The sequence below is a fragment of the Arthrobacter sp. Y3223065 genome, from assembly GCF_059090885.1.
In genome coordinates this window covers 207,670-232,200 of the sequence record NZ_JBNHGC010000005.1, presented here as the reverse complement: position 1 = coordinate 232,200, position 24,531 = coordinate 207,670, and the positions used below count along the sequence as shown (strand labels likewise).

Annotated in this window: 25 protein-coding genes and 2 pseudogenes; 17 read left to right on the top strand and 10 right to left on the bottom strand. The window is 66.8% G+C overall.

The window, feature by feature from the left end; translation table 11 throughout:
* The first annotated feature begins 119 nt into the window (after positions 1-119).
* From AC5RUK_RS14435 to AC5RUK_RS14395, 9 genes and pseudogenes are all read left to right on the top strand, one after another.
* A complete protein-coding gene (locus tag AC5RUK_RS14435; RefSeq protein ID WP_494152596.1) occupies positions 120-1,133 on the top strand; it encodes a squalene cyclase in 1,014 nt (337 codons plus the stop codon).
* 222 nt (positions 1,134-1,355) lie between these two features.
* Positions 1,356-1,658 (top strand): urease subunit gamma, encoded by a 303-nt coding sequence (locus AC5RUK_RS14430; RefSeq protein WP_493989825.1) that lies wholly within the window; start codon positions 1,356-1,358, stop codon positions 1,656-1,658.
* Between the two features lie 18 nt (positions 1,659-1,676).
* Positions 1,677-2,111 (top strand): annotated as a pseudogene (locus AC5RUK_RS14425) (urease subunit beta); the annotation flags it as partial.
* Between the two features lie 149 nt (positions 2,112-2,260).
* The gene (gene ureC / locus AC5RUK_RS14420; RefSeq protein ID WP_494152595.1) at positions 2,261-3,973 is read left to right on the top strand and encodes an urease subunit alpha; all 1,713 of its coding nucleotides are present in this window, start codon (positions 2,261-2,263) and stop codon (positions 3,971-3,973) included.
* 29 nt (positions 3,974-4,002) lie between these two features.
* Positions 4,003-4,476, top strand: coding sequence for an urease accessory protein UreE (gene ureE / locus AC5RUK_RS14415; RefSeq protein WP_494152594.1), 474 nt, complete (start codon positions 4,003-4,005; stop codon positions 4,474-4,476).
* Positions 4,457-5,170, top strand: coding sequence for an urease accessory protein UreF (locus tag AC5RUK_RS14410; protein WP_494152593.1), 714 nt, complete (start codon positions 4,457-4,459; stop codon positions 5,168-5,170). The genes ureE and AC5RUK_RS14410 overlap by 20 nt, the downstream gene beginning before the upstream one ends.
* Before the next feature lie 65 nt (positions 5,171-5,235).
* Positions 5,236-5,850, top strand: a complete 615-nt coding sequence (gene ureG, locus AC5RUK_RS14405) for an urease accessory protein UreG (protein WP_494152592.1) — start codon at positions 5,236-5,238, stop codon at positions 5,848-5,850.
* Positions 5,847-6,701, top strand: coding sequence for an urease accessory protein UreD (locus AC5RUK_RS14400; RefSeq protein WP_494152591.1), 855 nt, complete (start codon positions 5,847-5,849; stop codon positions 6,699-6,701). The genes ureG and AC5RUK_RS14400 overlap by 4 nt, the downstream gene beginning before the upstream one ends.
* Positions 6,702-6,757: 56 nt before the next feature.
* Positions 6,758-7,804, top strand: coding sequence for a HoxN/HupN/NixA family nickel/cobalt transporter (locus AC5RUK_RS14395; protein WP_494152590.1), 1,047 nt, complete (start codon positions 6,758-6,760; stop codon positions 7,802-7,804).
* Between the two features lie 55 nt (positions 7,805-7,859).
* Here AC5RUK_RS14395 and AC5RUK_RS14390 read toward each other — a convergent pair whose 3' ends face one another.
* Positions 7,860-8,306, bottom strand: a complete 447-nt coding sequence (locus AC5RUK_RS14390) for a MarR family winged helix-turn-helix transcriptional regulator (protein WP_493989831.1) — start codon at positions 8,304-8,306, stop codon at positions 7,860-7,862.
* Positions 8,307-8,472: 166 nt separating this feature from the next.
* Between AC5RUK_RS14390 and AC5RUK_RS14385 the strand changes: the two genes are divergently transcribed.
* The gene (locus tag AC5RUK_RS14385) at positions 8,473-8,838 is read left to right on the top strand and encodes a hypothetical protein (RefSeq protein ID WP_494152589.1); all 366 of its coding nucleotides are present in this window, start codon (positions 8,473-8,475) and stop codon (positions 8,836-8,838) included.
* Between the two features lie 86 nt (positions 8,839-8,924).
* Here the strand turns inward: AC5RUK_RS14385 and AC5RUK_RS14380 are convergent, their stop codons facing one another.
* The gene (locus AC5RUK_RS14380; protein ID WP_494152663.1) at positions 8,925-10,289 is read right to left on the bottom strand and encodes a DUF2254 domain-containing protein; all 1,365 of its coding nucleotides are present in this window, start codon (positions 10,287-10,289) and stop codon (positions 8,925-8,927) included.
* A 407-nt stretch (positions 10,290-10,696) separates the two neighbouring features.
* Here AC5RUK_RS14380 and AC5RUK_RS14375 point away from each other — a divergent pair, with 407 nt between their 5' ends.
* Entirely contained in the window at positions 10,697-10,954 is a 258-nt protein-coding gene (locus AC5RUK_RS14375; protein ID WP_494152588.1) for a VOC family protein, read from the top strand.
* A 129-nt stretch (positions 10,955-11,083) separates the two neighbouring features.
* Here AC5RUK_RS14375 and AC5RUK_RS14370 read toward each other — a convergent pair.
* A pseudogene (locus AC5RUK_RS14370) lies at positions 11,084-11,289 on the bottom strand (cold-shock protein).
* Positions 11,290-11,322: 33 nt separating this feature from the next.
* The gene (locus tag AC5RUK_RS14365; protein ID WP_493989836.1) at positions 11,323-11,799 is read right to left on the bottom strand and encodes a general stress protein; all 477 of its coding nucleotides are present in this window, start codon (positions 11,797-11,799) and stop codon (positions 11,323-11,325) included.
* A gap of 101 nt (positions 11,800-11,900) precedes the next feature.
* Here AC5RUK_RS14365 and AC5RUK_RS14360 point away from each other — a divergent pair, with 101 nt between their 5' ends.
* Entirely contained in the window at positions 11,901-12,425 is a 525-nt protein-coding gene (locus tag AC5RUK_RS14360) for a MarR family winged helix-turn-helix transcriptional regulator (protein ID WP_494152587.1), read from the top strand.
* A gap of 107 nt (positions 12,426-12,532) precedes the next feature.
* Here AC5RUK_RS14360 and AC5RUK_RS14355 read toward each other — a convergent pair whose 3' ends face one another.
* Genes AC5RUK_RS14355 through AC5RUK_RS14345 form a run of 3 tightly spaced genes read right to left on the bottom strand, consistent with a single transcriptional unit; the run spans position 12,533 to position 16,139 of the window.
* Positions 12,533-13,510, bottom strand: coding sequence for a formylglycine-generating enzyme family protein (locus AC5RUK_RS14355; RefSeq protein ID WP_494152586.1), 978 nt, complete (start codon positions 13,508-13,510; stop codon positions 12,533-12,535).
* Entirely contained in the window at positions 13,507-15,228 is a 1,722-nt protein-coding gene (locus AC5RUK_RS14350) for a sulfatase-like hydrolase/transferase (RefSeq protein WP_494152585.1), read from the bottom strand. Before AC5RUK_RS14350 ends, AC5RUK_RS14355 begins: the two co-directional genes overlap by 4 nt.
* Positions 15,229-15,233: 5 nt before the next feature.
* On the bottom strand, positions 15,234-16,139 hold the full coding sequence (locus AC5RUK_RS14345; protein WP_494152584.1) for a bile acid:sodium symporter family protein: 906 nt from the start codon (positions 16,137-16,139) through the stop codon (positions 15,234-15,236).
* Positions 16,140-16,339: 200 nt separating this feature from the next.
* On the opposite strand from AC5RUK_RS14345, the gene AC5RUK_RS14340 reads away from it, so the two are divergent.
* Complete coding sequence (locus tag AC5RUK_RS14340) at positions 16,340-18,037, top strand: SulP family inorganic anion transporter (protein ID WP_494107279.1); 1,698 nt, start codon at positions 16,340-16,342, stop codon at positions 18,035-18,037.
* Between the two features lie 28 nt (positions 18,038-18,065).
* Here the strand turns inward: AC5RUK_RS14340 and AC5RUK_RS14335 are convergent, their stop codons facing one another.
* The 3 genes from AC5RUK_RS14335 to AC5RUK_RS14325 all read right to left on the bottom strand — a co-directional run bounded on the left by AC5RUK_RS14335 (position 18,066) and on the right by AC5RUK_RS14325 (position 19,890).
* Entirely contained in the window at positions 18,066-18,569 is a 504-nt protein-coding gene (locus AC5RUK_RS14335) for a ferritin (protein ID WP_493989842.1), read from the bottom strand.
* Positions 18,570-18,640: 71 nt separating this feature from the next.
* Positions 18,641-19,171: a YbaK/EbsC family protein gene (locus AC5RUK_RS14330; RefSeq protein ID WP_493989843.1), complete on the bottom strand. Its 531-nt coding sequence runs from the start codon at positions 19,169-19,171 to the stop codon at positions 18,641-18,643.
* Positions 19,168-19,890, bottom strand: coding sequence for an alpha/beta fold hydrolase (locus AC5RUK_RS14325; RefSeq protein WP_494152583.1), 723 nt, complete (start codon positions 19,888-19,890; stop codon positions 19,168-19,170). The genes AC5RUK_RS14330 and AC5RUK_RS14325 overlap by 4 nt, the downstream gene beginning before the upstream one ends.
* Positions 19,891-20,057: 167 nt before the next feature.
* On the opposite strand from AC5RUK_RS14325, the gene AC5RUK_RS14320 reads away from it, so the two are divergent.
* The 4 genes from AC5RUK_RS14320 to AC5RUK_RS14305 all read left to right on the top strand — a co-directional run bounded on the left by AC5RUK_RS14320 (position 20,058) and on the right by AC5RUK_RS14305 (position 24,504).
* Positions 20,058-21,155, top strand: a complete 1,098-nt coding sequence (locus AC5RUK_RS14320; protein ID WP_494152582.1) for a DNA alkylation repair protein — start codon at positions 20,058-20,060, stop codon at positions 21,153-21,155.
* Positions 21,156-21,407: 252 nt separating this feature from the next.
* A complete protein-coding gene (locus AC5RUK_RS14315) occupies positions 21,408-22,157 on the top strand; it encodes a glucosamine-6-phosphate deaminase (protein WP_494152581.1) in 750 nt (249 codons plus the stop codon).
* Between the two features lie 14 nt (positions 22,158-22,171).
* The gene (nagA, locus tag AC5RUK_RS14310; RefSeq protein ID WP_494152580.1) at positions 22,172-23,443 is read left to right on the top strand and encodes an N-acetylglucosamine-6-phosphate deacetylase; all 1,272 of its coding nucleotides are present in this window, start codon (positions 22,172-22,174) and stop codon (positions 23,441-23,443) included.
* 23 nt (positions 23,444-23,466) lie between these two features.
* A complete protein-coding gene (locus tag AC5RUK_RS14305) occupies positions 23,467-24,504 on the top strand; it encodes an LLM class flavin-dependent oxidoreductase (protein ID WP_494152579.1) in 1,038 nt (345 codons plus the stop codon).
* The last annotated feature ends 27 nt before the right edge of the window (positions 24,505-24,531 follow it).

Below are 24,531 nucleotides of genomic sequence, written 5' to 3'. Positions count from 1 at the left end.
GTGTCGGAGCGGCTTCCGCCGGCCCGGCCGCAGTCCCCGCACGCGGAAGTAGCCCCTCCCCCGGCGGCGTGGCGGTTCAGCCATGTTGTTCTTTCACAGGGGCCGCTACTCTGTTGACCATGAAGCCCGAGGCGGCGTTGGTCGACTGGTTGCTCGACTCCGATCCGGCACTGCGCTGGCAGGTCGAACGGGACCTCGCACATGCACCCCCTGAACAGTGGGCCGCGACGAAGGCGCGCGTGGCTACGGAGGGTTTCGGCGCGCGGCTGCTCGCGCACCAGGACCTGGACGGCCAGTGGGCCGGCGGAGCGTACTTCCCCAGCGACTTCGACTTCCAGGGGCCGGAAGCAGCCGAGGGTGCCGGACAGCCGTGGACGGCCACCACGTGGTCGCTCAATTCCCTTCGGGACTGGGGCCTCGACGCCGCCGTGCTCGCCGGCACCGCCGAACAGCTCGCCGCCAACAGCCGCTGGGAATACGAGAACCTGCCGTACTGGGACGGCGAAGTGGACTGCTGCATCAACGCCTTCACCATCGCGAACGGCGCGTGGCTGGGTGCGGATGTGGACGGCATCGCCAACTGGTTCATCGAGCACCAATTGTCCGACGGCGGCTGGAACTGCGAGTGGATCGAAGGTTCCACCCGTTCATCGTTCCACTCCACGCTCAACACCCTGAAGGGGCTGCTGTACTACGAGTCCGCCACCGGCGGCTCCGACGAAACCCGCGCCGCCCGCCGCGCCGGCGAGGAGTACCTGCTCGAACGCCGGCTGCTGTACACCCACTCGACCGGTGAACTCGTCGCCCCGTGGGCCACGCACTTCGCCTACCCGTTCCGCTGGCTGTACAGCGCACTGAACGCCGTGGACTACTTCAGGTCGGCGAGCCTCCATGACGGCGCGGCACCCGATTCCCGGCTGGGCGACGCCATGGAGCTCATCGACTCCGCGCGCCAGCCCGACGGAACCTGGCTGCAGGAACGCCGCCACCCCGGCCGCGACTGGTTCGACGTCGACGTAGCCCCTGGCGAGCCGTCCAAGTGGCTCACGTTCCACGGCCTGCGCGTCCTGGCGTGGTGGGACGAGGCCGGCGCCTTCCCGCCTGCGCCGGGCTACAGGTCCGAGACCGTGTGAGGTCGGTCGCGGCCCCTTGAGACAGACGGAGCGAAGCGGGTGACACCTGGGAGCTCCATTTCAAGCAATTGCGAGGCGGTGGTGCCACCGGATTCCCATCAAGTTGCCGGGTGCAATCTCCGTGGCTATCCTTGCCTTATCCACGGGCCTCCCGGTCTAGTCTCTGACCGGTTGTAGATAACGGGTGGACACTTCTTTTCGTTAAGGACTAGGGAGTTCTACATGCATTTAACGCCCCGTGAGCACGAAAAACTCATGATTGTGGTCGCCGCCGACCTGGCCCGAAGGCGCCAGCAGCGCGGCCTTAAACTCAACCATCCCGAAGCGGTCGCCCTGATCACGTACGAGCTGATCGAAGGGGCCCGCGACGGCCGGACGGTCGCGGACCTGATGAGCTACGGGTCCACGATCCTCTCCCGCAGCGACGTTATGGACGGCGTGGCAGAGATGATCGCCGACGTGCAGGTCGAGGCCACTTTCCCCGACGGCACCAAGCTGGTCACCGTCCATAACCCGATCCGCTGAGCCTGAGGAGGAGCACCCATGAAACCGGGAGAATACATCCTGCGCGGCGAGCCCATCACCTGCAATGAGGGCGCCGCGACCCGCATCATGAACGTGACCAACCGGGGCGACCGGCCGGTCCAGGTCGGGTCGCACTACCACTTCGCCGAGGTTAATCCGGCGCTGGACATGGACCGGGTCGCGGCGCGCGGCTTCCGGCTGGACATTCCGGCAGGCACGGCCGTGCGTTTCGAACCGGGCGATGCGCGCAGCGTGCACCTGGTGGAAATCGCAGGGAACCGCGAGGTCCATGGCTTCCGAAACCACGTGAACGGGTCGCTGGGCGCCAGTGTCCCCCCGGGCTACACCGAGGCCATCGGAGGCACCGCCGGCATCAATGCGGAGGCCGAGCCCGAACTGGCGGCCGAATACGCCATTGATCTGCCCAACGTTGGCTTCGAGGGGGCCGGCTTCCACACCACGTACGGCCTGGACCCGGTCGACGAATCGCGCGGACCGAAGGCCCGCGGCGCCGGCAAGAAGCCGGGCCGCGGCGAGGCCGCCGAGAAGACCGACGACGGTGCTGCCCCCGGGAAGACCAACGGCGGCGGGGAGGAGCAGCGATGAGTTTCGAGATGAAACGCAGGCACTATGCCGAGATGTACGGGCCGACCACCGGCGATGCGATCCGGCTCGCAGACACCGACCTGCTGCTGGAGATCGAGCACGACTACACCCGCTACGGCGAGGAAGTGGTCTTCGGCGGCGGGAAGGTGATCCGGGACGGCATGGGCCAGAACGGACAGCGGACGCGCGACCAGGACATTCCGGACACGGTCATCACGAACGTCGTGGTGCTGGACTACAGCGGGATCTACAAGGCCGACGTCGCGCTGCGCGACGGACACATCTTCAAGATCGGCAAGGCCGGCAACCCGGACATCTCCGCCGGCGTCGACATCACCATCGGTGCCGCGACGGACGTGATCGCCGGGGAGCACAAGATCCTCACCGCGGGCGGCATCGACACCCACGTGCACTTCATCAGCCCCGACCAGGTGCCGGTTGCCCTGGCGAACGGCGTCACCACGCTGATCGGCGGCGGCGCCGGCCCGTCGGATGCCTCCAAGGCGACGACCGTGACGCCGGGACCGTGGCACATCGGCCGGATGTTGCAGGCCGTTGACGACCTGCCCGTCAACATCGGGCTGCTTGCCAAGGGCCACGCCAGCGCGCGCGGTCCGCTGGCCGAACAGATCCGGGCCGGTGCCATCGGCTTCAAGGTGCACGAGGACTGGGGCGCCACAACCTCCTCCATTGACATGTCGCTGCGGATCGCCGACGAGTTCGACGTGCAGGTCGCCATCCACGCAGACACGCTCAACGAGTGCGGTTTCGTGGAGGACACCATCCGCGCCATCAACGGTCGGGTGATCCACACCTTCCACACCGAAGGCGCCGGCGGCGGGCACGCCCCGGACATTATCCGCGTCGCCGGGCTGCCGAACGTCCTGCCGGCTTCGACCAACCCGACCCTGCCCTACACCACCAACACACTCGACGAGCATCTGGACATGCTCATGGTCGCGCACCACCTGAACCCGGACATCCCCGAGGACGTAGCCTTCGCCGACTCCAGGATCCGCAAGGAGACCATCGCCGCCGAAGACGTGCTGCACGATCTCGGCGTCTTCTCGATCACCAGCTCGGACGCCCAGGCCATGGGCCGCGTCGGCGAGATGGTGCTGCGGACCTGGCAGGTGGCGGATGCGATGAAGCGCCAGCGCGGCAAGTTTGAGCAAGACCCGGAAATCGGCGACAACTTCCGGCTCAAGCGCTACATCGCCAAGTACACCATCAACCCCGCGCTGGCACACGGCATCGCCGACTCGGTCGGCAGCGTCGAGGTGGGCAAGTTCGCCGACCTGGTGCTTTGGGATCCGGCCTTCTTCGGCGTCAAACCGGAGATGGTGATCAAGGGCGGACAGATCGTCCAGTCGATCATGGGCGACGCCAACGGTTCCATTCCCACCCCGCAACCACGCGCCCTGCGGCGGAATTTCGGGGCGTTGGGCAACGCAGTGCACTCATCCTCGATCACGTTCATGCCGAAGATCGCCATCGACGAAGGCATCCCGGACCGGCTGAACCTGCGCCGGACCATCCGCGCAGCACACGGCATCCGCACCCTGACCAAGGCCGACCTGAAGTACAACGGGGAGACCCCGGACATCCAGGTAGACCCGCAAACCTACACCGTCACGGTGAACGGTGAAGTAGCGACCTGCGAGCCCTCGAGTGTGTTGCCGATGGCCCAGCGTTACTTCCTGTTCTAGACCGAGCCATACACGAAAGGACGTAGTCAATGATTATTGAGCGCGTCATCGCCAACCGGCACGATCTTCCGAACACGGAGCTTGCCGGCCTGCACGAGGAGAAGGTAGCGCTTCCCAGCAGCGAACTGGTCAAGCGCGTCCAGCGCGTCACCACCGATCACGGCCGCGAAATCGGCATCCGCCTGGCCACGCCGGGCGACCTGCGCGACGGCGACATCCTGTTCCGCGACGAGTCGAACGTCATCGTCGTCAGCGTCCTGCCCACGGACGTCCTGGTCATCGCCCCGCGCACCATCCGGGAGATGGGCGTGGTGGCCCACAGCCTGGGCAACCGGCACCTGCAGGCGCAATTTTTCGACGCCGGAAGCGACTACCGCGCGGAGGTCATGGTGGTGCAGTACGACCACACTGTCCAAGACTATCTGCAGCACATGCAGGTGCCCTACTCCCGGCAGGAACGGGTCATGCCCGTGCCGTTTCGACATGCCGAACACACGCACTGAGGCACCCGGCCGCCGCCCGTCGTCGTATCTGCTGCCCCTGCTGCAGTTGGCCGACTCCGCCCTGCCCACCGGCGCCTTCAGCCACTCGTTCGGGCTCGAGACGTTCCTGGAACGCGGACTGGTCCGCGACGAAAAGACCTTCGCGGTCTGGCTCGGCCAGTTCATCCACAGCCAGCTGACCTACAGCGACGGCCTCGCCATCCGGCTGGCCCTGGAAGCCTGCTCGACGGCGGAACTGCGGGAGCTGGACACGATGCTGGCAGCGCAGGCGCTGCCGCGGCAGGTGCGCGAGGCCGGCGTGAAAATGGGCGCGCGGATGCTCCAGATCGCCTCGGTGATCCTCGACAGCGACGAGATCGAGCAGTACCGCGAAGACGTCGCAAGCGGCGCGTGCAGCGGACATCCGGCGCTGGCCTTCGCCGTCGCCGGGCGCAGCCTGCAGGTTCCGCTGCCGGAGCTGCTGGGCACCTACCTGTTTTCGACGGCGACCTCGCTGACGCAGAACGCCATCCGCGGCATCCCGATCGGCCAGGATGCCGGGCAGCGGGTGCTGCGCCAGGTCCATCCGGAGATCACCGCGGCCACGGCCCGGATCTCCGGACTGGACCGCAGCGACTTCGGCGCCACCGCCCCTGGGCTGGAAATCGCCCAAATGCGTCACGAGCGGCAGCGGGCCCGCATGTTCATGTCCTGACCCGCCGTCGCATACCGCAAGACCCGGCCGCCCAGCGGCCGGCCCACGGAACAAGGAGTAAAACAATGGAACCCATCAAGATTGGTATCGGCGGCCCCGTCGGCGCCGGCAAGACCCAGCTGGTCGAACGCCTGACCCGGCACCTGTCCGGCGAGATCTCCATGGCCGCCATCACCAACGACATCTACACGATCGAGGACGCAAAGATCCTGGCCGCCAACGGCGTGCTGCCGCTGGACCGGATCATCGGCATCGAAACCGGTGGCTGCCCGCACACAGCCATCCGCGAGGACACCTCGATGAACTCCTCCGCCGTGGAGGAATTGAAGAACCGGCACCCGGACCTGCAGGTCGTGTTTATCGAAAGCGGGGGCGACAACCTCTCGGCGACGTTCAGCCCGGAACTGGTGGACTTCTCCATCTACATCATCGACGTGGCGCAGGGCGAGAAGATCCCCCGCAAGGCGGGCCAGGGCATGATCAAGTCGGACCTTTTCATCATCAACAAGACCGACTTGGCGCCGCACGTGGGCGCCGACCTGTCGGTGATGGAGTCCGACTCGAAGGAATTCCGCGGAGACAAGCCGTTCTGCTTCACCAACCTGAAGACGGACGAGGGCCTGGACAAGGTCATCGAATGGCTCCGCCGCGACGTGCTGATGCAGGACCTGACGCAATGAGCGCGGCCCAGCCGGCGGGCGTGCAGCTTCCGACCGGTGAGCTGCGCCTGACGGTTGGCCAGCGCGGCGGCCGCGGCGTCGCCACCTCGCAGTACCACCAGGGCGCGCTGCGCGTCATCCGCCCGCACTACCTGGACGCGTCCGCGCAGGTCGCCTACACGATCGTCAACCCGGGCGGCGGCTACCTGGGAGGGGACGTCTACGAGGTCGACATCCAGGTCGAGGACCAGGCCCGACTGTTGCTGACCACCCAGTCCGCCACCAAAATCTACCGGACGCCGGGCGATCCGGCCGTGCAGCACACCCGGTTCCGGCTCGGCCCCGGCGCCAGCCTGGAGTACCTGCCGGACCAGCTCATCGCGTACCGGGAGGCTACCTACCGCCAGGAGACCGTCGTCGAACTCGCCGCGGACTCCTCCCTGGTGATGTGCGACGTGGTCACTCCCGGCTGGTCCCCGGACGGAAGGCCCTTCCGGTACGAGGAGGTGCGCATCCGCAACGACATCTACCGCGACGGCCGCCTGCTCGCCCTGGACAACCTGCTGATCCGCCCCGGCGATCCGGACGCGCCGCTGTCCAGCATGCTCTTCCTCGAGGACTACTCGCACCTGGGCTCGATGCTCGTGGTCGACCCCCGCGTGGACGGTGACCTGGTCCGCGAGTTGCAGGACCTGTTGGCACCAATGGATCCCGCCGGGCAGCTCGGCCTGTCGCTGCTGAACGGCCCCGGCTTCGCCCTGCGCGCCCTGTCCCGCAGCACCGACACGCTGAACGCCATGCTGCACGCCGCCGTCGACCTGCTCCGCCACCGCTGGTTCGGCCAGCAACCACTGAATCTTCGCAAGTACTGACCCGGCGCCGGACACCACCCGCCCTGACTCCGGCCAGGCCCCAAAGGAGACAAAGCATGAACGCACAGCCGTTCCCCCTCGCTTCCAGCTACCTTGAGCGGGAAAAACTGCCGGCCTCGCGCCGGATCGCCACGACCTTCGGCGCCGTCGCCCTGCTGCACGTGCTCTGCCTCGGCCTGCTCGCCTACTCGTTCGCGACCGACACGCACCCGCTGGCCATCGGCCTGTTCTTCACCGCTTACCTGGCCGGCGTCAAGCACAGCTACGACTGGGACCACATCGCCGCCATCGACAACTCCAGCCGCAAATTTTCCGCCCAGGGCCGCTCGCCGGTCAGCGTGGGCTTCGCCTTCAGCCTCGGGCACAGCACCATCGTGATGCTGGCCGGCATTCTCGTAGTCAGCGGCGCCACCATCATGGGCTCGGCTTTGGAGGAAGGCTCCACCGTCAACACGGTGCTCGGCCTGATCGGCGCAGCCGTCTCGGCCACCTTCCTGCTTGTTATCGGCGTCTTCAACGGCGCCGCCTTCCGCCGCACCGCCCGGCTCTACCGGCACGTGCGCGACGGCGGACACGTCACCGCGGAGGAGCTGCGCCCGCAGGGCCTGGTCGCCCGGCTGCTGGACAAGCCGCTGTCCCGGATCAACCGCCCGCGGGACATCTATGTACTTGGCTTCCTGTTCGGCCTCGGCTTCGACACCGCCACCACCATCGCCTTCCTGCTCCTGACCGCCTCCGCCGCCCTCGCCGGTGTCTCGCCCCTGGCGCTGATGGCCCTGCCCCTGGGCTTCACGGCCGCCATGACGCTGTGCGATACAGCCAACGGCATGGCCATGATGAAGATGTACCGCACCGCCATCCTGGACCCGCAGAAGAAGATCGGATTCAACATGGTCATCACCGGCCTCTCCTCCTGCTCCGCGCTGTTCATCGCCGTGCTGACCGCCGGCGGCATACTGCATGAAGCCGGCATGAACGATCCGTTAACTCGTTGGCTGGGCGCGCTCGACCTCGGCCACGCCGGCCTGCTGCTGGTCGCCGTCTTCCTCGCCATTTGGGGCATCGCCACCCTCGGCTGGCGCCGCCGGGCCGTACCCGCCTGACCAGTGCGGCACGGACGCAGCCCAGCCGGCGTAGAACCCCGTGGTTTCTGCCGGGTCAGGCAGGGCGCAAGGGCCTCTTGATGCCGAACCTGTCATTACCGAGGTCCCGGATGACATCGATGAGCCGCGTCTTGAGCTGCTCGACCTCGCCGTCCTCACCCAGCAGCTCCTGTCCCAGTTTCACCACCTGTTGGAAGGTCTCCTCGCCTCGCTCCGAGATATTAACCCGTTGCTCGCGCCGGTCGTTTTTGCTGCGAGCGCGGGATATGTAACCGGTTGCTTCCAGCCGTGCCAGGGTCTTGCCCACGGTCTGTGGCTGCACCCGCACCCGCTTTGCCAGCTGTGCCTGCGCCATCGGCCCCTCCACGGCCAGGATTTCCAGCACAGTTGCTCCGGCATGGGTCAGGCCGAGGGAAGCCAGCTGCTCGTTCCACTCGTATTCGACAAGCCTCGCGGCTGTGGACAGGAGCCGGGGCATGGGCCACTTGGAAAGATCAGGCATGCAGGATTATAAGCAAACTGACCGTTGAGAGGTCAATGGTTTAGCCGGCCTTTTGCACCCGTGCTGTAGATTCGACTCAGTGGGCAGGCCTGTCTGTCTACAACACGCAGCAAGCGCTCTCTCACCAGAGGAAGAAGCGCTGCATTTTCCCTTGAAAGGGACATTGATGGATCCCGTGAACGAAACCAACACGCTGCCCCTGTCCATCGCGGAGTTGGACTCCACGATCTATACCGGACGGCCAGCGTCGACAGACACACTCCCTGTGGGGCGGGCGCAGACAGTTTCCGACCTGACCCCGGGGCAGAAGAAAGCACTGGAGGCCGTCACCGTCCGCGCGGGACAAGTCGAGGCGGCGGAATGGGCCCTGGACCAGGCGAAGGCCGTCTTCCAGGAGCAGACAGCCGCCGCTTTGGCCTCCGGTGTACCTGCCGAACTGGTTGCCGAAGCCGCCGGAACGTGTGCCTCTGCCCTCGCGGCACCGACCGGTGCGGCTGCCGCGAACCCGCTGAGTCTAGTGGCCATCGGCTGAGCTGCTCTGCCGGTACGCCGGTCCGGCCGCCATGGCGCGCTGCGGGGGCCGCTACGCAGTTGACCCACGAAGCCCGAGGCAGGCGATCAGCCTCTGCCACCGGGCGTCGACGCGTCGGTACGAGGGGGACGTTGCCTGCTATGGTCAGCCGGGTCTGTTTCGTTGGCTGAGAGATCACGCAGGTGCTGCCGGTCCGCAGGGTGCAGCCTGGAGTTCCCGTCGATCGCTTCCGTCAGTATCGTCAGGTGCTTGCGGAGCACCGGGACGTGCTGGGGACGACCCGACTCTTGTGACAACTGGATGAGCATGCGGAGTGTTCTCAAGATTGCGGCAGCCACCTGCGGCTGCTCCGTTGCGGCATGCCGCAGCTGGTCAAAAGCGTGGTCAATGTATTCATCCATGTTGAGCTCCCAGGGCCGCAGCAGGAGCCTGCCTTGGCGTCCGGCGATCCTTTCCGGAGGCAGCTCCGAGAGCACCAGTTTGCGCAGGAGGCTTCCGAGCCGCAACACCACTTCGACGGCGGTGTTCGGGTCGTTAATCGCCGAGCTCAGCGCCCGCAGGCCGATATCGACCAACTGCCGAATGGAAAAGTCGATGTCCTGTTGGGCAGTGCGCGCGTTGCTGACCCTGATCACCCCCCTCAAGCGGCGGGCGACGGCCGCGTCGCCGTCAGGCCAGACGGTGGCCAGCGGTTCGCCCTGGTGGATGTAAGCCCCGACGCGGGTCTCGAGCCGGACGGTGGTGCGGGCGGGAACGGCGGCAAGAATATTCTTGCTCAGGGCCTGGGTCACCCAGCCGTCCCGATGCGCGCGGACAATGAATCCTGGTTGCGCTTCCGGCGGCACCGGTGACCCTGTGGGACTTGTTTCGGCTCCACTGCTGTGCAGGACGGTAGCCGCAATTCTTTGGCCTTCGTTGGCGATGGTCCGGACAATTTCGCCCACCTGTAGCCGGTGCGCGAGGTGGTTGAGGTGCGCGATGATGAGCAGCACCGTCCCCACCGTCAGCAGCACCGCAATGGTCATGGATAAGCGGGGCGCGGGGTCGCTGGATTCGGCATTGATGTTCCGCATCACCAGGACGCAATAGACGAACGTTGCCACGAGCAGTCCCACCACGCATTGGCTCAAGCGGTCGCGGACAAAAGAGCGCATCACCCGGGGCGAGAACTGACTGCTGGCCAACTGCAGGCTCACGACCGTCAGGGAGAAAACAACACCTGCGGTCGTGATTGTCGCACCCGAAACAACGCTCAATAACCAGACCGCAGCGTTGCTCGACATCCCGAACGTGAAGCCAAGCAGCGGAGTTTCCGTGCCCGCCGCGTCAATTGCGCTGGCAGCTTCCGCCAAGCCGGCACCGCACACGACGATGATCGCCGGAAGAACAAACAGGCTCTCCCGAAAGGCATATGCCGCCGCACTGGCCCTGATCCCGAACCTTGTCCACATCATGGGCTGAGACTATGGAGGAGCGCGAGGCCAGTCAAAACACCGTTGCTCGAGCGTTCGGGGACCCAGAAGGGTGGGACCAGTCCTGATGTTTCCCTTCCTTAGCGGCGCCGAGCCTCAGCAGTATGGCGTGATGGGCATTCTGATGGGCCTCGCCCGGGTCGCCTTCGCGATGTGCCGTGACGGAACTGGCCGCTCCCGCCGTGCGGGCCCACGTCGTACGTGTTTTGTGCTCCACCCCGGACCGGCCGTGGCTATGATGCGATGAGTCCGCATTCGGAGAATGGAGCAACACATGCAACTCGGTGCTTTTTCGCTCAGCCTCGCAGTTAAGGACATTGCGGTTTCTGCCGCGTTCTACGAGAAGCTTGCTTAGCCGGCACGGCGGTGATATCACGCAGAACTGGTTGATCCTGAAGAACGGTGAGGCCGTCATCGGACTCTTCCAGGGAATGTTCGAAAAGAACGCCTTGACCTTCAACCCAGGTTGGAATCAGGACGCCCAGGCCCTTGACTCATTCGCAGATGTGCGCGCTCTCCAGCGGCAGTTAAAAGCGGAGGGCGTGCAATTCCTGTCGGAAGCAGACGAGGCAACGACCGGTCCTGCCAGCTTTGTTCTGCAGGACCCCGATGGCAACCCGATCATCGTGGACCAGCATGTCTAATGGCCGCTGGCTCTGGCCCCCGAACAGGGAGGGCCGATGACGCGGCGCTCATGGCGCTGCACGCGGAAACGCAACCAGCATAGGAAACGCCCCCGAACCACAAGGATCCGGGGGCGGTATTCAAAGCCGTCAGAGCGGGCGGATGTTCTCAGTCTGCAGGCCGTTCGGCCCCTGAGCGACATCGAACTGGACCCTTTGGTTCTCTTCCAGAAAGCGGTAGCCGCTGGGGGGAGATTGCCTAAAAGTGCGCAAACACGTCCGGTCCTTCGTCATCCTGGCCCGATGAAGCCGAAACCCTTTTCGGCGTTGCACCACTTGACGGTGCCTGTTGCCAGTTCGGGATGGCAGGGGACGCAGCTTTGGGGCGGCTACCGGTTGGTGATGGCGGACGCCTGCGCGAAGTATTCTGAGTCGACCATGACGGCGTAGCGCTCGGCTTCAAGGGACTTTACCGACTTGAAGTCCCGGCGTCCGCCGCTGCTCCAGTGCCCGATGAAACCGAACAGGGCACCCCACACGGCGGCAATGAGCACGCTGCCCAACAGCACGCTCAGCCATACGATGCCGGGGACGAACAGCCCGAACAGCAGCCCGATGAGCAGGCCGAACCAGGCGCCGCCGGCAGCTCCGGCCAGCGCCGCCTTGCCCTTGGTCATTCGGCCCGTGACTTGCTCCACACTGCTGATGCCTAGGCCGACAATGCGCACGTGCTCCACCGGGAACTTTTCATCCGAGAGCCGGTCCACCAGGCGCTGCGCCTGCAGGTAATCACCAAATTCGGCCAACACGGCCGTGGCGCGCGGAGCGGAAAGAGTTGACTGGTTTTCGATCGTCTCGCTGGTCATATTCCTCCTCTAGTTTTACTCGGTCATCTATCTGAGGACTCTTCCACCGTACCAACGGTAGTTCGGTTAGTCGAACCGAACCTTATTGGTAGACTCCTTCCATGACTGACCCTCATTCGACAAAAGCCGGCGTGCCGACGCCCGGGGCACAAGTGCGTCACGGCTTCGCCCTGCTGCTCCAGTGGTCCAGCCGGAGAAAAATCCGCAGTTACATCTTCGGCCCCGCCGCCGCGAACCTCTCGCCCACCGATACCGCGCTGCTGGAATATTTGACCAGGAACGGGCCGATGCGGCTTTCGGATCTGGCAGCACAGTGGGGCGTCAACAAATCCACCATGAACCCGCAGGTCCGCCGCCTCGAGGCCAAGGGCCTGATCGACCGCCAACCCGATCCCGCCGATCGCCGTGCCACCCTGTTGGGGACTTCCGCCAGTGGAATCGAACTGCAGCACCAGATCGGCGTGGCCGGTGCGGCAGCGTTCGACGAAATACTCTCCACTTGGTCCCCGGAAGATCGGGAAGTCCTCGGCGCCATGCTGGTCCGCTTCGCCAACGAACTCTCGGCCGCCACACCCCAACTCCTCCACAAAGGTGCCGCCGGGGCCTCCCTGCCGGGTTCCAGCTGAGCGCCCACACAGCAAAAGCGCGATCCGACCGATGGCCGGCCGCTGCGTATGAGCTGTAAACACAGCTACTGACTGCCTGGGGACCCGTGTGGTTTTGGCCGATGCGCCTAACGACCGTCCTCCCGCGGAACCAGACCAGCAATCGTCGTCCCGATGTCCCGGACGCACCGGAATCCGATGTGCGTTGTGGCGGAGTCGCGGTCCTGGGGCTGTCGGGCGGCGGGCCGGTAGCGCAGGCAGTATTCGGGGGCGCAAAGGTGGGAGCCGCCCTTGACCACGAAGGCGTCGCGTGGGTTTTCCGGGCCGGCGTGTTGCCGGCGCGGATCCGTCGGGACGCAGCAAGGGGAGGCCGCGGCCTGCGGGTGACGGGGCGACCACCGGTCGGCCGTCCACTCCCAGACGTTTCCGATCAGGTCCACGGCTCCGTAGGCGTTGGCCGCGTAGGCGCCCACTGGAGAGGTCGCGGGCCAGCCGTCGTCGGCGGAGTTCCGGTAGGGGAACGCCCCTTGCCAGGTGTTGGCCAGGTGGTGACCGCCCGGGCACCGCTGGTCGCCCCAGGCGTAAGGAGTCGGCGCGGTACCCCCGCGGGAGGCGAACTCATGTTCCGCCTCGGATGGAAGCCTTCGCCCGGCCCATCTGGCATAGGCAGCGGCATCCTCCAGTGACACCTGCGTGACGGGGTGGTCCGGCCGGTCATCCAGTGCCCGCGAACCGGGGCCCTCGGGGGAACGCCACGACGCGCCGGGCACCCAGGACCACCAGAGTGACGGGTCGCTCAGTGGAACCGACCCGGAGGTTCCGGTGAACACCAGCGCCCCTGGAACCAGCAGTCTCGGGTCCACGCCGGGGTAATCCCCCGGGTCGGGGCCCCGCTCGGCCACGGTCAGGTAGCCGGTGTCGGCGGCGAACCGGGCGAACTGCGTCACCGTCACGGGCGTGCGGTCCATCAGGAACGGGGACACACGCACCGGGTGGACGGGCCGTTCTTCGGGATAGAAGTCCTCTGAGCCCATCGGGAACGTCCCGCCGGGTACGAGAACCATTCCAGGCGGGACCTCGGCCTCCGGGACAACACCCTGGCTCACGGCTCTTGCTCTTGCCGCGCCGCGGTTGCAGGACCGGGTTCGGACGGCAGCCCGCCGCCCGGGGCCCCGGCCTCGATGTCCTCCAGGCGGTAACGGACCTCCCGGGTGCCGAAGAGGTCCAGGTCGAAGGGCGGCTCGTCCTCGCCCAGCTCCGTGTCAATAAGGTTGACAAGCTTCTTGAGCATCGACTCCATCAAGTGCCCGTCATAGTCGGGATGGGAAGGATCCCCGATGTTACGGGTCTCGCCGGGGTCTTCCAGGAGATCATAGAGCGCCACGTCGGAGACTGCGTGCAACTCCTCGACTGAACGGGGAACGCCGTACTGGGTGGGAGAAAACCAGCGGACCAGCTTGTACCGCCCGTCGGAGACGGCCCGGAAGAAGGTGCGCTTGTCCATGTCCGGTGCCCCGTAGACCTCCCCCACCCTCCGGCAGTCCTCGAGGGTCTTGTCCGGTCCATGGCCGAGCTGGGCCAGCTCCGCCAGGGCACCCTGGATCGCCCACTCCGGATCGAGCATGTTGAGCCCGTCCCAGTTGACTAGCGCCCCGTCACCGGGCTCGGCGGACGAGCCCCGGGGCGGGCGCACCTTTCCGGGAGCTTCGAACAGGTGCCGCAGGTTCCGGCCCTTCAGCGCGGGGTACCGTTCCCGGGTCTCTGCCTCCCCCAGCCCGGCCCAGGACAGGAACGTGGTAGCCAGGTCGAGGTGGGAGCCAACAGCGTCGGACTGGACTCCACTGGGCCCGTACGGTGAGACGACCGTCATGTTCACGATCGAAGCCTCCTGAAAGGGAATCGCCCCCTTCTGTGCCATGCCGTGCGCCCCGTTCATCTCACCGTGGTCGGAGGTCAGCACCACGACGGTGTTCCGCCACAGGCCCTGCCGGTCGAGCTCGTCCAGGATCTTCTGGAACTCGGCGTCGACCATCCGCAGACAGTTGATCAGATAGTTGCGCCGCACCTTCCACAGGTCTTCGCGACCCTCGGGGATCCGGCCGTAGTTCCACTCGACGTTGCGCTTGTAGGAGCGCACCCCGAACGGTTGTCCCTCGAGGTCGTCTTGGAAATTGCCGGGAAGCTCGACGTCAAACTCTCGCATGAACCCCAGATCCTGGGGCGGATGGGCCAGCGGGGCCAGCGCGCCGTTGGGGTGGGCGCGCTCGTCCGCACCGGCGCGCAGGAACATGATGTCGTGCGGGTTCACCATCGAGGAGATCAGCAGCCAGGGCCGGTCGTGCGGGCGCTTGTGGCGCAGCCAGTCAACGGTCTCGAAGGCCACCGCACCGTCGAGCTGCTCGCCGTGCAGCGGAGCACCCCAGTTGTCGCCCCAGGACTGGTAGTCCGAGAACCCGTAGCCCTCCAGCGCGGTGGAGGAGCGCTCCGGGTGGGACAGGTGCCACTTGCCCTTAAACGCGGTGTAGTACCCCTGTTCCCGCAGCATCGTGCCGATGGTCGGCACGTCCTGATCCAGCACGTCGGTCCAGGCAAAGTTGGTGTTGTCCCACAGCCCCACGTTCTTGGCATGCTGGCCCGTCCACATGGTCGCCCGGGACGGGGTGCACTGCGGCACCGTGCAGTACTGGTTGCTCAAGCTGACGCCCGCCCCCACCAGGCGATGGATGGCAGGCAGCTCCACGCCGGGCGGCAGGTCCATGTGCACGTCCCACTGGTCCATGCACAGCACCAGGATGTTGGGTCGTCGATCGCGGGCAGCGCTCATTGTTGTCAGCCTCCTCGGTCGTCGTGGTCGTTCTTCTCCGGCACGTCGGCCGCCGTCGGGATCAGAAATTGGAAACTGTTGTCCCTGCTCATCCACTTCGCCGCGGCGATCAGCAGCAGCACGCCGCAGGTGTTGAGCAGCGTGATAACGACCAGTACGCGCGGATCGTTGAAGTTGGTCTGGGCGACGATCAGAGCTGCGGCGATGCCGCGCTGGGCCGTACTTAACCCGCCCACGTCCTGGAGGTGGTCGTGGCCATCGCCCATGGTCCAGCCCAGGAACAGCGCAAGCAGCAGCACCACCAGGCCCACCCCGATGGCCGCCCACAGCCCGGGATCGGCCAACTCCGGTAGATAGCCGATCGGGATCGCCACGATCAGCACGTATAGCGCGATGGTTGATATTTTCGCCACCCAGGGCTGGACGGCCGCCACGAGTTTCTCGGCGAACTGCCGGGCCAGCATTCCCACGGCCAGCGGCAAAAGCATCTGCACCAGCAGGCCCCTGACGATCGCCCAAGTGTCCACCGCCACGCCCTCGAGGACAAGGGGCAGCGTGATCGGCAGCACCGCCACCGTGGCGACCATCAACACCAGCAGCACGGTGGCTCCGAGGGCGACGTCCGAGTCGGAGAGACTGGTGAGCTTGATGAGGAACGGGGCCCCGGCGGACAAGGAGAACACCAGCAAACCAGCCGAGTAGACAGGGTCCAGTTCCGCGAGGTCCGTGGCCGCAATCATGAGGGCCGGAACCACGATGAGGTTAAGCAGAAGCATGCGCAACAGGAACGCCCGGTTGGACAGGTGCGCCAGCAATCGCGATGGTTTTTGGGTCAGGCCCACGTTGAGCATCGAGGCGACCACAAAGATGGTCACGCTCACGCCGCCCACGGTTTGGAAGAATTCGTACACGCGCGGATCCATCGTCGTTGGAGAACGACTGTCCCCGCACGGGACCGGCGTCGCCGCCGGTCTCGTCCCGGGGTGTTCATCCATCCCATCACGGATTACGTTGGATGGGGAGTACCCGTTAGCAAGCGCGCTCCCGCGCTGCGCAAAAACCGCCGCATGGACGGGGCAGGCTCCAGTTATCCGCAAAACCGGGAGGCACCGTGCCACGGGACAGCAAGAAGGCGACCGGGTTCCTGCCCCGGCTCAAGGACCTACCTGGGGACGCACTGGCCGGGCTCGTCAACGCCGTGGTCAGCGTCCCCTCCGGCATGGCCACCGCTGTCATGGCCGGGGTCAACCCCGTCTACGGTCTCTACGCCACCACCGTCGCCCCGACCGTGGGCGGGTTTTTTGCGAGTTCCCAGCTCATGCAGATAGCCACCACGGGCGCCTCTGCCCTCGCCGCGGGCCAGGCGGTGGCCGCTTTTCCCGAGGAACAGCGCGGTCCGGCGCTGTTCCTCCTCGTCGGCATGGCCGGATTGTTCCTCGTGGTCTTCGGCCTGCTCGGTGCCGGCAAACTGGTTCGCTACGTCTCCTACCCGGTCATGACCGCCTTCCTCTCCGGCGTGGCCGCGGTACTGGTAATGGACCAGGCCGCGCAGTTCGCCGGCTACACGTCCGAAGCCAACACTAGTCTGGGCAAGTTTGTTGACCTGCTCCTGCACATCGGGGAGTTCAGCTGGAGCGCCGTGCTGATAGGAGGCATCGCCCTGGTCATCATGATCTTGCTGGGGCGCACACCCTGGGCGAACGCCGCCTCCTTGTTTGCGCTCGTCATCCCCGGTCTCATCGCCTTCTGGTGGCAACCCGAAGGTGTCGAGATCGTCCAGGACGTCAGCGACATACCCTCCGGCCTTCCGCCGTTCGCGGTCCCGGACCTCACCCTGTTCACCCCAAGCCTGGCGATCTCGGCGTTCGCCGTGGCCGTGGTCATCGCCCTTCAGGGCGCGGGCGTGAGCCAGGGCGTCCGGAACCCTGACGGCTCGCGCGCCAACAGTTCCCGGGACATGCTGGCCCAGGGACTGGGCAACACGGCCGCCAGCTTTTTCAACGGCATGCCCTCCGGTGCGTCGGTGAGCCAGAGTGCGTTGAACACCCAGATCGGGGCCCGCAGCCGTTTCGCCATGGTGTTCCATGGACTGGCCATGCTGGCCATCATCCTGGTCGCCTCAAACCTGGTGGGCCAGGTCCCGATGACCGTGCTCGCCGCAATCATGATGGTCGCGGGCTTTCAGGCCATAAAGTTCAGCGACCTGCGCTCCATCTGGCGAGTCGCCGGGACCGCAAGATGGGCCATGGTCATCACCTTCCTCGCCACCCTCCTGACCTCAATTCCGGTGGCTGTGGGACTGGGCGTGGTGCTGACCCTGGTGCTGTTCATTTACCGGGCCGGGCAGCTGACCGAGGTGTATGAACTGGTCCGCGAGGACGACGGGAAGATCCACGTCAAGGACGCCCCGTCTCAATTGCGCTCGGGTCAGGTCACGGTTTTGGACGTCTACGGCCCTCTCTACTTCGCCGCTGCCCGCACGCTTCGGGAACGGCTTCCCGCACCGGACTCCGCCGAGGACGCCGCCGTCGTACTGCGTATCCGCGGCAACAGCCAAGTCGGCGCCACCTTCATCGACGAGATCGACAGCTACGCCCATGAACTCAGCCAGCACGGCGGGCGGCTCTACCTCTGCGGCATGACCCCTGACCTCGCCGAAAAAATTCAGCGCGCCGAGCGGCTGGCCCTCAACGACGAAGTCGTTCTGGTCCCGGGCGGCGAGATCCTCGGCTCCTCCCTCCAGGACGCAGTACGGCAGGCCCGGTCCTGGCTCGACAATCGCGGTGAGGATGAGGACCCGTCGGCCTAGCCCGGACTGCCCGGCCGGGGCTTTCGTGCTAGCTGTCTTCGCCGGTGCGGGAACCGAGCTGCTCGTCCAGGCGCAGCAGGCCGGGCCCGTCATCGTTGACCAGCTTGACCCGGCCGATAATCTCGCCGACCGTGGCTTCTTCTTCCAACTGCTCGTCGATGAACCAGTTGAGCAGCGGGATGGAGTCGATGTCGCCCTCCTGCTGCGCGAGCCGGTACAGGTCGCGGATCGACTCGGAGACCTTCCTCTCGTGTGCCAACGAGGCTTCGAACGCCTGCAGTACGGTCGCGGCGAAAATTGTCGGAGCCGTGATCGCCTGGATCTTGGGGTGGGCGCCGCGGTCCATCATGTGCTCGATGAACTTGTTCGCGTGGACCACCTCTTCCTCGGCCTGGGCGCGGAACCAGCCGGCAATCCCGGGCAGGTCGATGGCATCCATTTCGATGGCCAGCTGGCGGTAGACCACGGAGGCCTGGAGTTCCAGCGTGACCTGGTCGTTAAACGCTTCTGCGAGTTTTCCTGTGAGTCCCATGGCTCCAGATTATGCGCAGGCTTGTATCCCCGCCAGCAAGGTAAGGCAAGCCAAGATTAGGGCAGCCTGTGCTACCCGTCCCCTGGCCTGTCGGTGGCGTGGAGCGGCACGGCAGGCTTCGCCAGCCCTTCAATCACCACGGCGCGGGGCAGCTTGGCCAGCTCCTCCGGCTTGAGCAGCAGTTTGCTGGACCGGTTGCCGCCGCCCATCACCACGCGTTCCTGGTCCATCACGGCGGCGTCGATGTAGATGGGGTGGCCGGAGGTTCCGATGGCGGTCACTCCCCCGATCTCCATGCCGGTCACGGCTTGGGTGGTCTCCGCGTCGGCGAAGGACGCGCGCTTCACGCCCAGGAGTTCACGGACCGTCTTGTTCACGTCCAGCCGGGCGGTCCCCAGCACCACGCACACCGCGTACCTGGCCGGTTCCACCTTCTTCGACGCCACCAGAATGGTGTTGGCCGACTGCTCCAGGGCGAAGCCGTAGTGTGCGCAAAAGGCCGCCGTGTCCGCCAGGTCCGGGTCGCAGTCGAGGACCTCATAAACGAGGCCGTGCCCGGCGAGCGCTGCCTCGACGGCGGGCAGCAGTTTGGCTAAGCTCACTGCGCCCCGGTTGCCTCAACAGTCTTCGTGACGGCGGCCAGGATGGCTTCGCCGAGCTCGGCCGGTTTGGTGAACTGCGGCCAGTGCCCCGTGGGCAGGTGCACGTACTCGACATCCCGGATCCTGGCCAGTTCGATCACCTGGGGTGCGCCGGCGTCGATCCAGCCCTGCAGCTGTTCAGGCGTGAACTCGCACGTGATCACCGTGACCGGAACGTTGAAACGCCGCTCGTCGGACAGGTGCTGCGGATCGGAGGCCACGCCCCTCGGTTGCGGGATGGCCCGGGCACGGAAGGCGGCGCGGAGCCCCTCGTCGAGGTCCACCAGGTCTTCTTCCTCGAAGAGGCTCCAGTCCGGCAGCGGTACCTCGTCGCCTTCGGCGGGTAGTTCGTCATTGATCACGCCGCCTTCGCCCAGCGGGCCGCTGTCCACGTAGACGGCACGGGCGATCCTGTCCGGGCGCTGGTCTACTACGCCGTGGATGATGGCTCCGCCGCCGGAATGGCCCACCAAGACCACCGGCCCGTCCAAACCGTCCACCGCTTTGACGGTCGCGTCGATGTGGTCGCGCAGGCCGATCCCCGCCCGCGGGGCATCCGGCGCTTCCAGCCCGGGCAGCGTTAACGGGTGTACCCGGTGCCCGGCGGCGGCCAACGGTGGGGTAACCTCCGCCCACGACGACGCGTCCAGCCAGAATCCGGGTACCAGGATGATGTCCATGTCACGTGACTCTAGTGCCCGACCGTGACCCGGAACACCCTTGCGGCGAAATTCAGGACAACCACGGTCCTTTAGGTGGTTCCGGAGGAGAGCAGCGGCCGGGTCCACCGGCCGAAGCGCCATAGGCTGGCTTCGACGATCTTATTGGCCCCGACCCGGAGGACCGTATGGGAATCATGAACGACCTGCTGGGGCCGGCAGCCGTCGAGCAACTGCAAAGGTCCTTGGCCGCAGCCGGTGGCCAAACTGCGTGGCCGGCGCTCCAGGAAGCAGGTGTTGGGCTCGGGCCGCTGGCCCTGCGCGCCCGCGCCGACTCGCTGGCGAAAGCGCTCCTCGCCGACCTGGATGCCGGCTACGAGCGGGTCGCAGCCCTGATCCGCGCGGCGCTGGCCGACGGCGCCTTCACCGGCTGGATGCTCTGGCCGGTCGGCGAGGCGGCCGTAACCCGCGCCTTGGAAGACGGGAGCCAGCGGGCCTTCGACGATGCTTTGGCCCTGCTCGCGGAACTGACGCCGCGGATGAGCAGCGAGTTCGCCATCCGCCGGCTGTTGATCCAGGACCTGGACCGGGCGCTGGGAATCATCCGGGACTGGACGGGCCACCCGGATGAACAGGTGCGGCGGCTGGCCAGCGAAGGCACGCGGCCGTACCTGCCGTGGGCCGTCCGGGTACCCGGCATCATCGCCCGGCCGGAGGCGACCCTGCCGATCCTCGACGAGCTGTTCCAGGACGACAGCGATGCCGTCCGCCGCTCGGTGGCCAACCACCTGAACGACGTCTCGCGCCACGCCCCGGACGAAGTGGTGGCCACCGCCGCACGGTGGACCGCCGCGCCGGGTGTCCACACGGCCTGGGTGGTACGGCACGGGCTGCGCACGCTCGTGAAGAAGGCCCACCCCGGCGCCCTCGCGGCGCTTAGTTTCACGGCCGACGCCGTCACGGTGGCCGTCCCGCAACTTGACCGGAACATTGTCCACCTGCCCGGGGAGCTCGGCTTCGCCGTCGAGATCCGGAACGAAACGGATACCCCGGCCCGCGTGGCCGTGGACTATGTGGTCCACTACGTCAAGGCCAACGGTTCGCTGGCCCCAAAGGTCTTCAAGCTGGCGGTCGCTGACATCGCGCCGCGCGAGGCCCGGCAGTCCCGCAAAGCGCACGCCTTCCGCCAAATGACCACGCGAGTGCATTACCCGGGCCGGCACCTCGTCCAAGTGCAAGCCAACGGAACGCTGTCGCCCGAGGCGGGCTTCGACGTCGTGCTCTGACACGTGCACCGTGCGGAAACGGTTGGAGTTCGCTCTCGGCGTGGTGCGCCAGCAACGAGCCTGAATGGCAGGCACCATCCGGTAATCTTGCCCCAACCTGTGTCCGGGTCGCCGACGATGACGGCGCACCCGGAGGCTCCGACCCGTCCCACAAGGAAAAAGTGGAATGAAGTTTGACTTGCCCTTGCCGCAAACCACGTGCAGCGCGGCGCGCATCCGTCCCGGCGGACTCATCCAGCAGACAGGACTCCTATGAACCCGTTGGCCGAGCAGGAACGCAAGCTGCAGGTTTCGCACCACGACGCTGGCGACATCGGCGCGTTGGCCGCCGACATCGTCACTGACCTCGTCGAAGAGTTGCCCCACGCCGTCATCGGGCTGGCCACCGGGTCATCGCCGCTGCCGCTGTATGAGTCCTTGGCGCGGCGCCGCCTGGATCTGTCCGGCGTCCGCTGGTTCGCGCTGGACGAATACGTGGGACTCCCGTCCGGGCACCCGGAGAGCTACGCCCAGGTGATTGACCGGGAAGTGATCCGGCCGCTGGGCCTAAACCGGGCCTCGGTCCTGCTGCCGGACGCCGACCGGGCGGACGTCGATCGGGCCGCTGCGGACTATGAAGCGGCCATCGCAGCGGCGGGCGGAATCGACCTGCAGATCCTGGGCATCGGCCACAACGGCCACCTTGCCTTTAACGAGCCCGGCTCGGCCTTGGATTCCCGTACCCGGGTCGAGGAGCTGACGATGAGGACGCGCCTAGCCAATGCGCGTTTCTTCCCGTCGCTCGACGACGTCCCCACACGCTGCATCACGCAGGGCCTGGGAACCATCCTGGATGCCAGGCGCCTGCTGTTGTTGGTGCAGGGCCGGGACAAGGCCGACATCCTCCACCGTGCGCTGACCGGGCCCGTCCACCCCGACTGCCCGGCCTCGGTGCTCCAGCTGCATCCGGACGTCACAGTCCTCACGGATGTCGAGGCGGGCTCGCGGTTTCCCGCCGGATAAACCTCGTCTCCGCCATGACACACCAAAGCGCGGGCGGCCCTGACGGCTCCCCCGTCCCGCTCCGCGAAGCGGGGCGTGCTCCGCTGCCGGGCGGCCGGATGATCCTCAGGGGCAGAATCCACACCGGCGAGGGTGAACTGCTCGACGGAGCCGTGGCGGTGTCAGGCACGGAAATCAGTGACGTGGGCACGGCGGAGACCCTGCCGCCCGGGGAAGCGGACACCGTCGTCGACGTCCCTGCCGGCCAGAGGGTGATCCCCGGGTTGGTTGATCTGCACTGTCACGGCGCCTTCGGCGTCGACTTCCCCACCGCCCACGAAGCGGACGCACGCCGCGCGGCGGCGCGCATCCATGCCTCGGGCACCACCACCCTGCTGGCGAGCCTGGTGACCGCGCCGCCCCAGGATTTGCTCGGCGGACTCGACGTCCTTGCGCGTATGGCCGCCGACGGCGAGGTAGCCGGCATCCACGTGGAGGGGCCGTTCCTGTCACCTGCCCGATGCGGCGCGCAGGACCCGCGATGGCTGCTGGAACCGGACCTCGGCCTCGCACGCGAGCTGCTCGCGGGCGGTCGCGGCTTCCTGCGCACCATGACGTACGCGCCCGAACTGGCTGGCGCCGACGAACTGGTGGAACTGCTCGCCGGCCACGGCGTTGTCCCGTCGCTGGGCCACACGGCGGCGGAGACCGCGGTCGCGGCCGCCTCCCTGCGCCACGCACGGGATGCCCTCGCCCGGCTGTTCGGTGAGGGGTCACCGGTGCCCACGGTGACGCACTTGTTCAACGGAATGGAACCGCTGCACCACCGCTCCCCCGGTGCCGTGAGCGCCTGCCTCCGGGCCGCCCGCGCCGGCGAGGCCGTCGTGGAGCTCATCGCGGACAACACCCACCTGCACCCCGACCTCGTCGTGACCATGTTCGAGCTGCTGGGTGCCGACAACATCGCCTTGGTCACCGACTCGATGGCAGCAGCCGGCCTAAGCGACGGCGTGTACCGCCTGGGCCCGGCGGAGGTGCGCGTGCAATCGGGAGTGGCCCGCCTGGGATCCGGAGCCATCGCCGGTGGCACCGCCAGCATGATGGACCTGCTGCGGAACGCCCTCGAGGCGGGAGTCCCGTTCGACCAGGCCCTCCGGTCGGCCACGGTGGTCCCGGCCCGAATCATGGGCCTGGCCGGCAGCGTGGGAACCCTGGCTCGCGGCAAGTTCGCCGACCTCGTGATCATCGATGAAGCCCTCGCAATCAACGGCGTCATGCGCCGGGGCCGGTGGCTGGCCCGGCACTGAGCGCGCGCAGGACCGCCCCCGGGATGGAATACCAGCCTGCCGGCCACGTTGTGACTGGTATGCAGCGTGCCTCCATCCCCGTCTCCATCCTGGACCGCGCAAACGCCCGTGAGGGCACCTCGGCGTCGGCTGCCCTGGGCGCCACCATCCGCCGGGCACGGCATGCCGAGCAGCTGGGCTACCACCGGTTCTGGGTGGCCGAGCACCACGGTGTGCCGGGGATTGCCGGTTCAGCTCCGACGGTGCTGATGGCCGCGGTGGCTGCGCAGACGGAACGGATCCGTGTCGGCTCCGGCGGAGTGATGCTGCCCAACCACCAACCGCTGGTGGTGGCCGAACAAGCCGCCACCCTGCAGGCGCTCTTTCCCGGTCGGATCGATCTCGGGGTCGGACGCTCCGTCGGATTTACGCCGGCAGTACGGTCGGCGCTGCGGCAGGACAAGGACGCCGCGGACCGCTTCGGCGAGGACCTGGCGGAACTGATGGCCTACCTCGACGGCAGCGCCGCCGTCACTGCCCGCCCGTACGACGGCGGGGCGACGCCGCTTTTCGTGCTGGCTACCGGCAAGGGGGTGGACATCGCCGCCAAGGCGGGCCTCGCCGTCGTGGTTGGCGGTCCTGCCTTTACGGGGAGCAATCCGGAACCGGCCCGGGGAGTTCTGGGGCGCTACCGGAAGAATTTTCGGCCCTCGGCCTGGTGCCCCGAACCGTACGTGATCGTCTCCGCGACCGTGGCCGTTGCTGAAACCGCCGAAAGGGCGCGGGAGGTGCTGCTGCCCGAGGCCTGGGCAATGGCGCAGTCCCGCACCCGCGGGGAGTTCCCGCCGCTCGCGCCCGCCGACTCCATCCGGTCAGCTCCAATGACCTCCAGGCAGGAGCGCCTGGTGGCCGAGTCCCTTGCCGCTGCGGTGCACGGAACGGCGGACCAGGTGGGCCAGCGGCTCGGGCGCTTGCTGGAGGTGACCGGTGCCGACGAACTCTTGGTCACCACCAACACCTTCGACACGGACGCCCTCGCCGACACCGACCGGCGGCTTGCCTCGCTCCTCGGCTTTGGATGACCGCGCGGGTGAGCCACTTGGCGGCGG

What these genes read in the sequence shown, in the direction of transcription:
- AC5RUK_RS14320 (WP_494152582.1), top strand. Translation starts at nt 20,058, where the DNA reads ATGGGAATCATGAACGACCTGCTGGGGCCGGCAGCCGTCGAGCAACTG.
- AC5RUK_RS14400 (WP_494152591.1), top strand. Translation starts at nt 5,847, where the DNA reads ATGAGCGCGGCCCAGCCGGCGGGCGTGCAGCTTCCGACCGGTGAGCTG.
- AC5RUK_RS14395 (WP_494152590.1), top strand. Translation starts at nt 6,758, where the DNA reads ATGAACGCACAGCCGTTCCCCCTCGCTTCCAGCTACCTTGAGCGGGAA.
- AC5RUK_RS14335 (WP_493989842.1), bottom strand. Translation starts at nt 18,569, where the DNA reads ATGGGACTCACAGGAAAACTCGCAGAAGCGTTTAACGACCAGGTCACG.
- AC5RUK_RS14380 (WP_494152663.1), bottom strand. Translation starts at nt 10,289, where the DNA reads ATGTGGACAAGGTTCGGGATCAGGGCCAGTGCGGCGGCATATGCCTTT.
- AC5RUK_RS14350 (WP_494152585.1), bottom strand. Translation starts at nt 15,228, where the DNA reads ATGAGCGCTGCCCGCGATCGACGACCCAACATCCTGGTGCTGTGCATG.
- ureG (WP_494152592.1), top strand. Translation starts at nt 5,236, where the DNA reads ATGGAACCCATCAAGATTGGTATCGGCGGCCCCGTCGGCGCCGGCAAG.
- ureE (WP_494152594.1), top strand. Translation starts at nt 4,003, where the DNA reads ATGATTATTGAGCGCGTCATCGCCAACCGGCACGATCTTCCGAACACG.
- ureC (WP_494152595.1), top strand. Translation starts at nt 2,261, where the DNA reads ATGAGTTTCGAGATGAAACGCAGGCACTATGCCGAGATGTACGGGCCG.
- AC5RUK_RS14305 (WP_494152579.1), top strand. Translation starts at nt 23,467, where the DNA reads ATGGAATACCAGCCTGCCGGCCACGTTGTGACTGGTATGCAGCGTGCC.
- AC5RUK_RS14315 (WP_494152581.1), top strand. Translation starts at nt 21,408, where the DNA reads ATGAACCCGTTGGCCGAGCAGGAACGCAAGCTGCAGGTTTCGCACCAC.
- AC5RUK_RS14390 (WP_493989831.1), bottom strand. Translation starts at nt 8,306, where the DNA reads ATGCCTGATCTTTCCAAGTGGCCCATGCCCCGGCTCCTGTCCACAGCC.
- AC5RUK_RS14435 (WP_494152596.1), top strand. Translation starts at nt 120, where the DNA reads ATGAAGCCCGAGGCGGCGTTGGTCGACTGGTTGCTCGACTCCGATCCG.
- AC5RUK_RS14360 (WP_494152587.1), top strand. Translation starts at nt 11,901, where the DNA reads ATGACTGACCCTCATTCGACAAAAGCCGGCGTGCCGACGCCCGGGGCA.
- AC5RUK_RS14325 (WP_494152583.1), bottom strand. Translation starts at nt 19,890, where the DNA reads ATGGACATCATCCTGGTACCCGGATTCTGGCTGGACGCGTCGTCGTGG.
- AC5RUK_RS14410 (WP_494152593.1), top strand. Translation starts at nt 4,457, where the DNA reads ATGCCGAACACACGCACTGAGGCACCCGGCCGCCGCCCGTCGTCGTAT.
- nagA (WP_494152580.1), top strand. Translation starts at nt 22,172, where the DNA reads ATGACACACCAAAGCGCGGGCGGCCCTGACGGCTCCCCCGTCCCGCTC.
- AC5RUK_RS14385 (WP_494152589.1), top strand. Translation starts at nt 8,473, where the DNA reads ATGGATCCCGTGAACGAAACCAACACGCTGCCCCTGTCCATCGCGGAG.
- AC5RUK_RS14430 (WP_493989825.1), top strand. Translation starts at nt 1,356, where the DNA reads ATGCATTTAACGCCCCGTGAGCACGAAAAACTCATGATTGTGGTCGCC.
- AC5RUK_RS14365 (WP_493989836.1), bottom strand. Translation starts at nt 11,799, where the DNA reads ATGACCAGCGAGACGATCGAAAACCAGTCAACTCTTTCCGCTCCGCGC.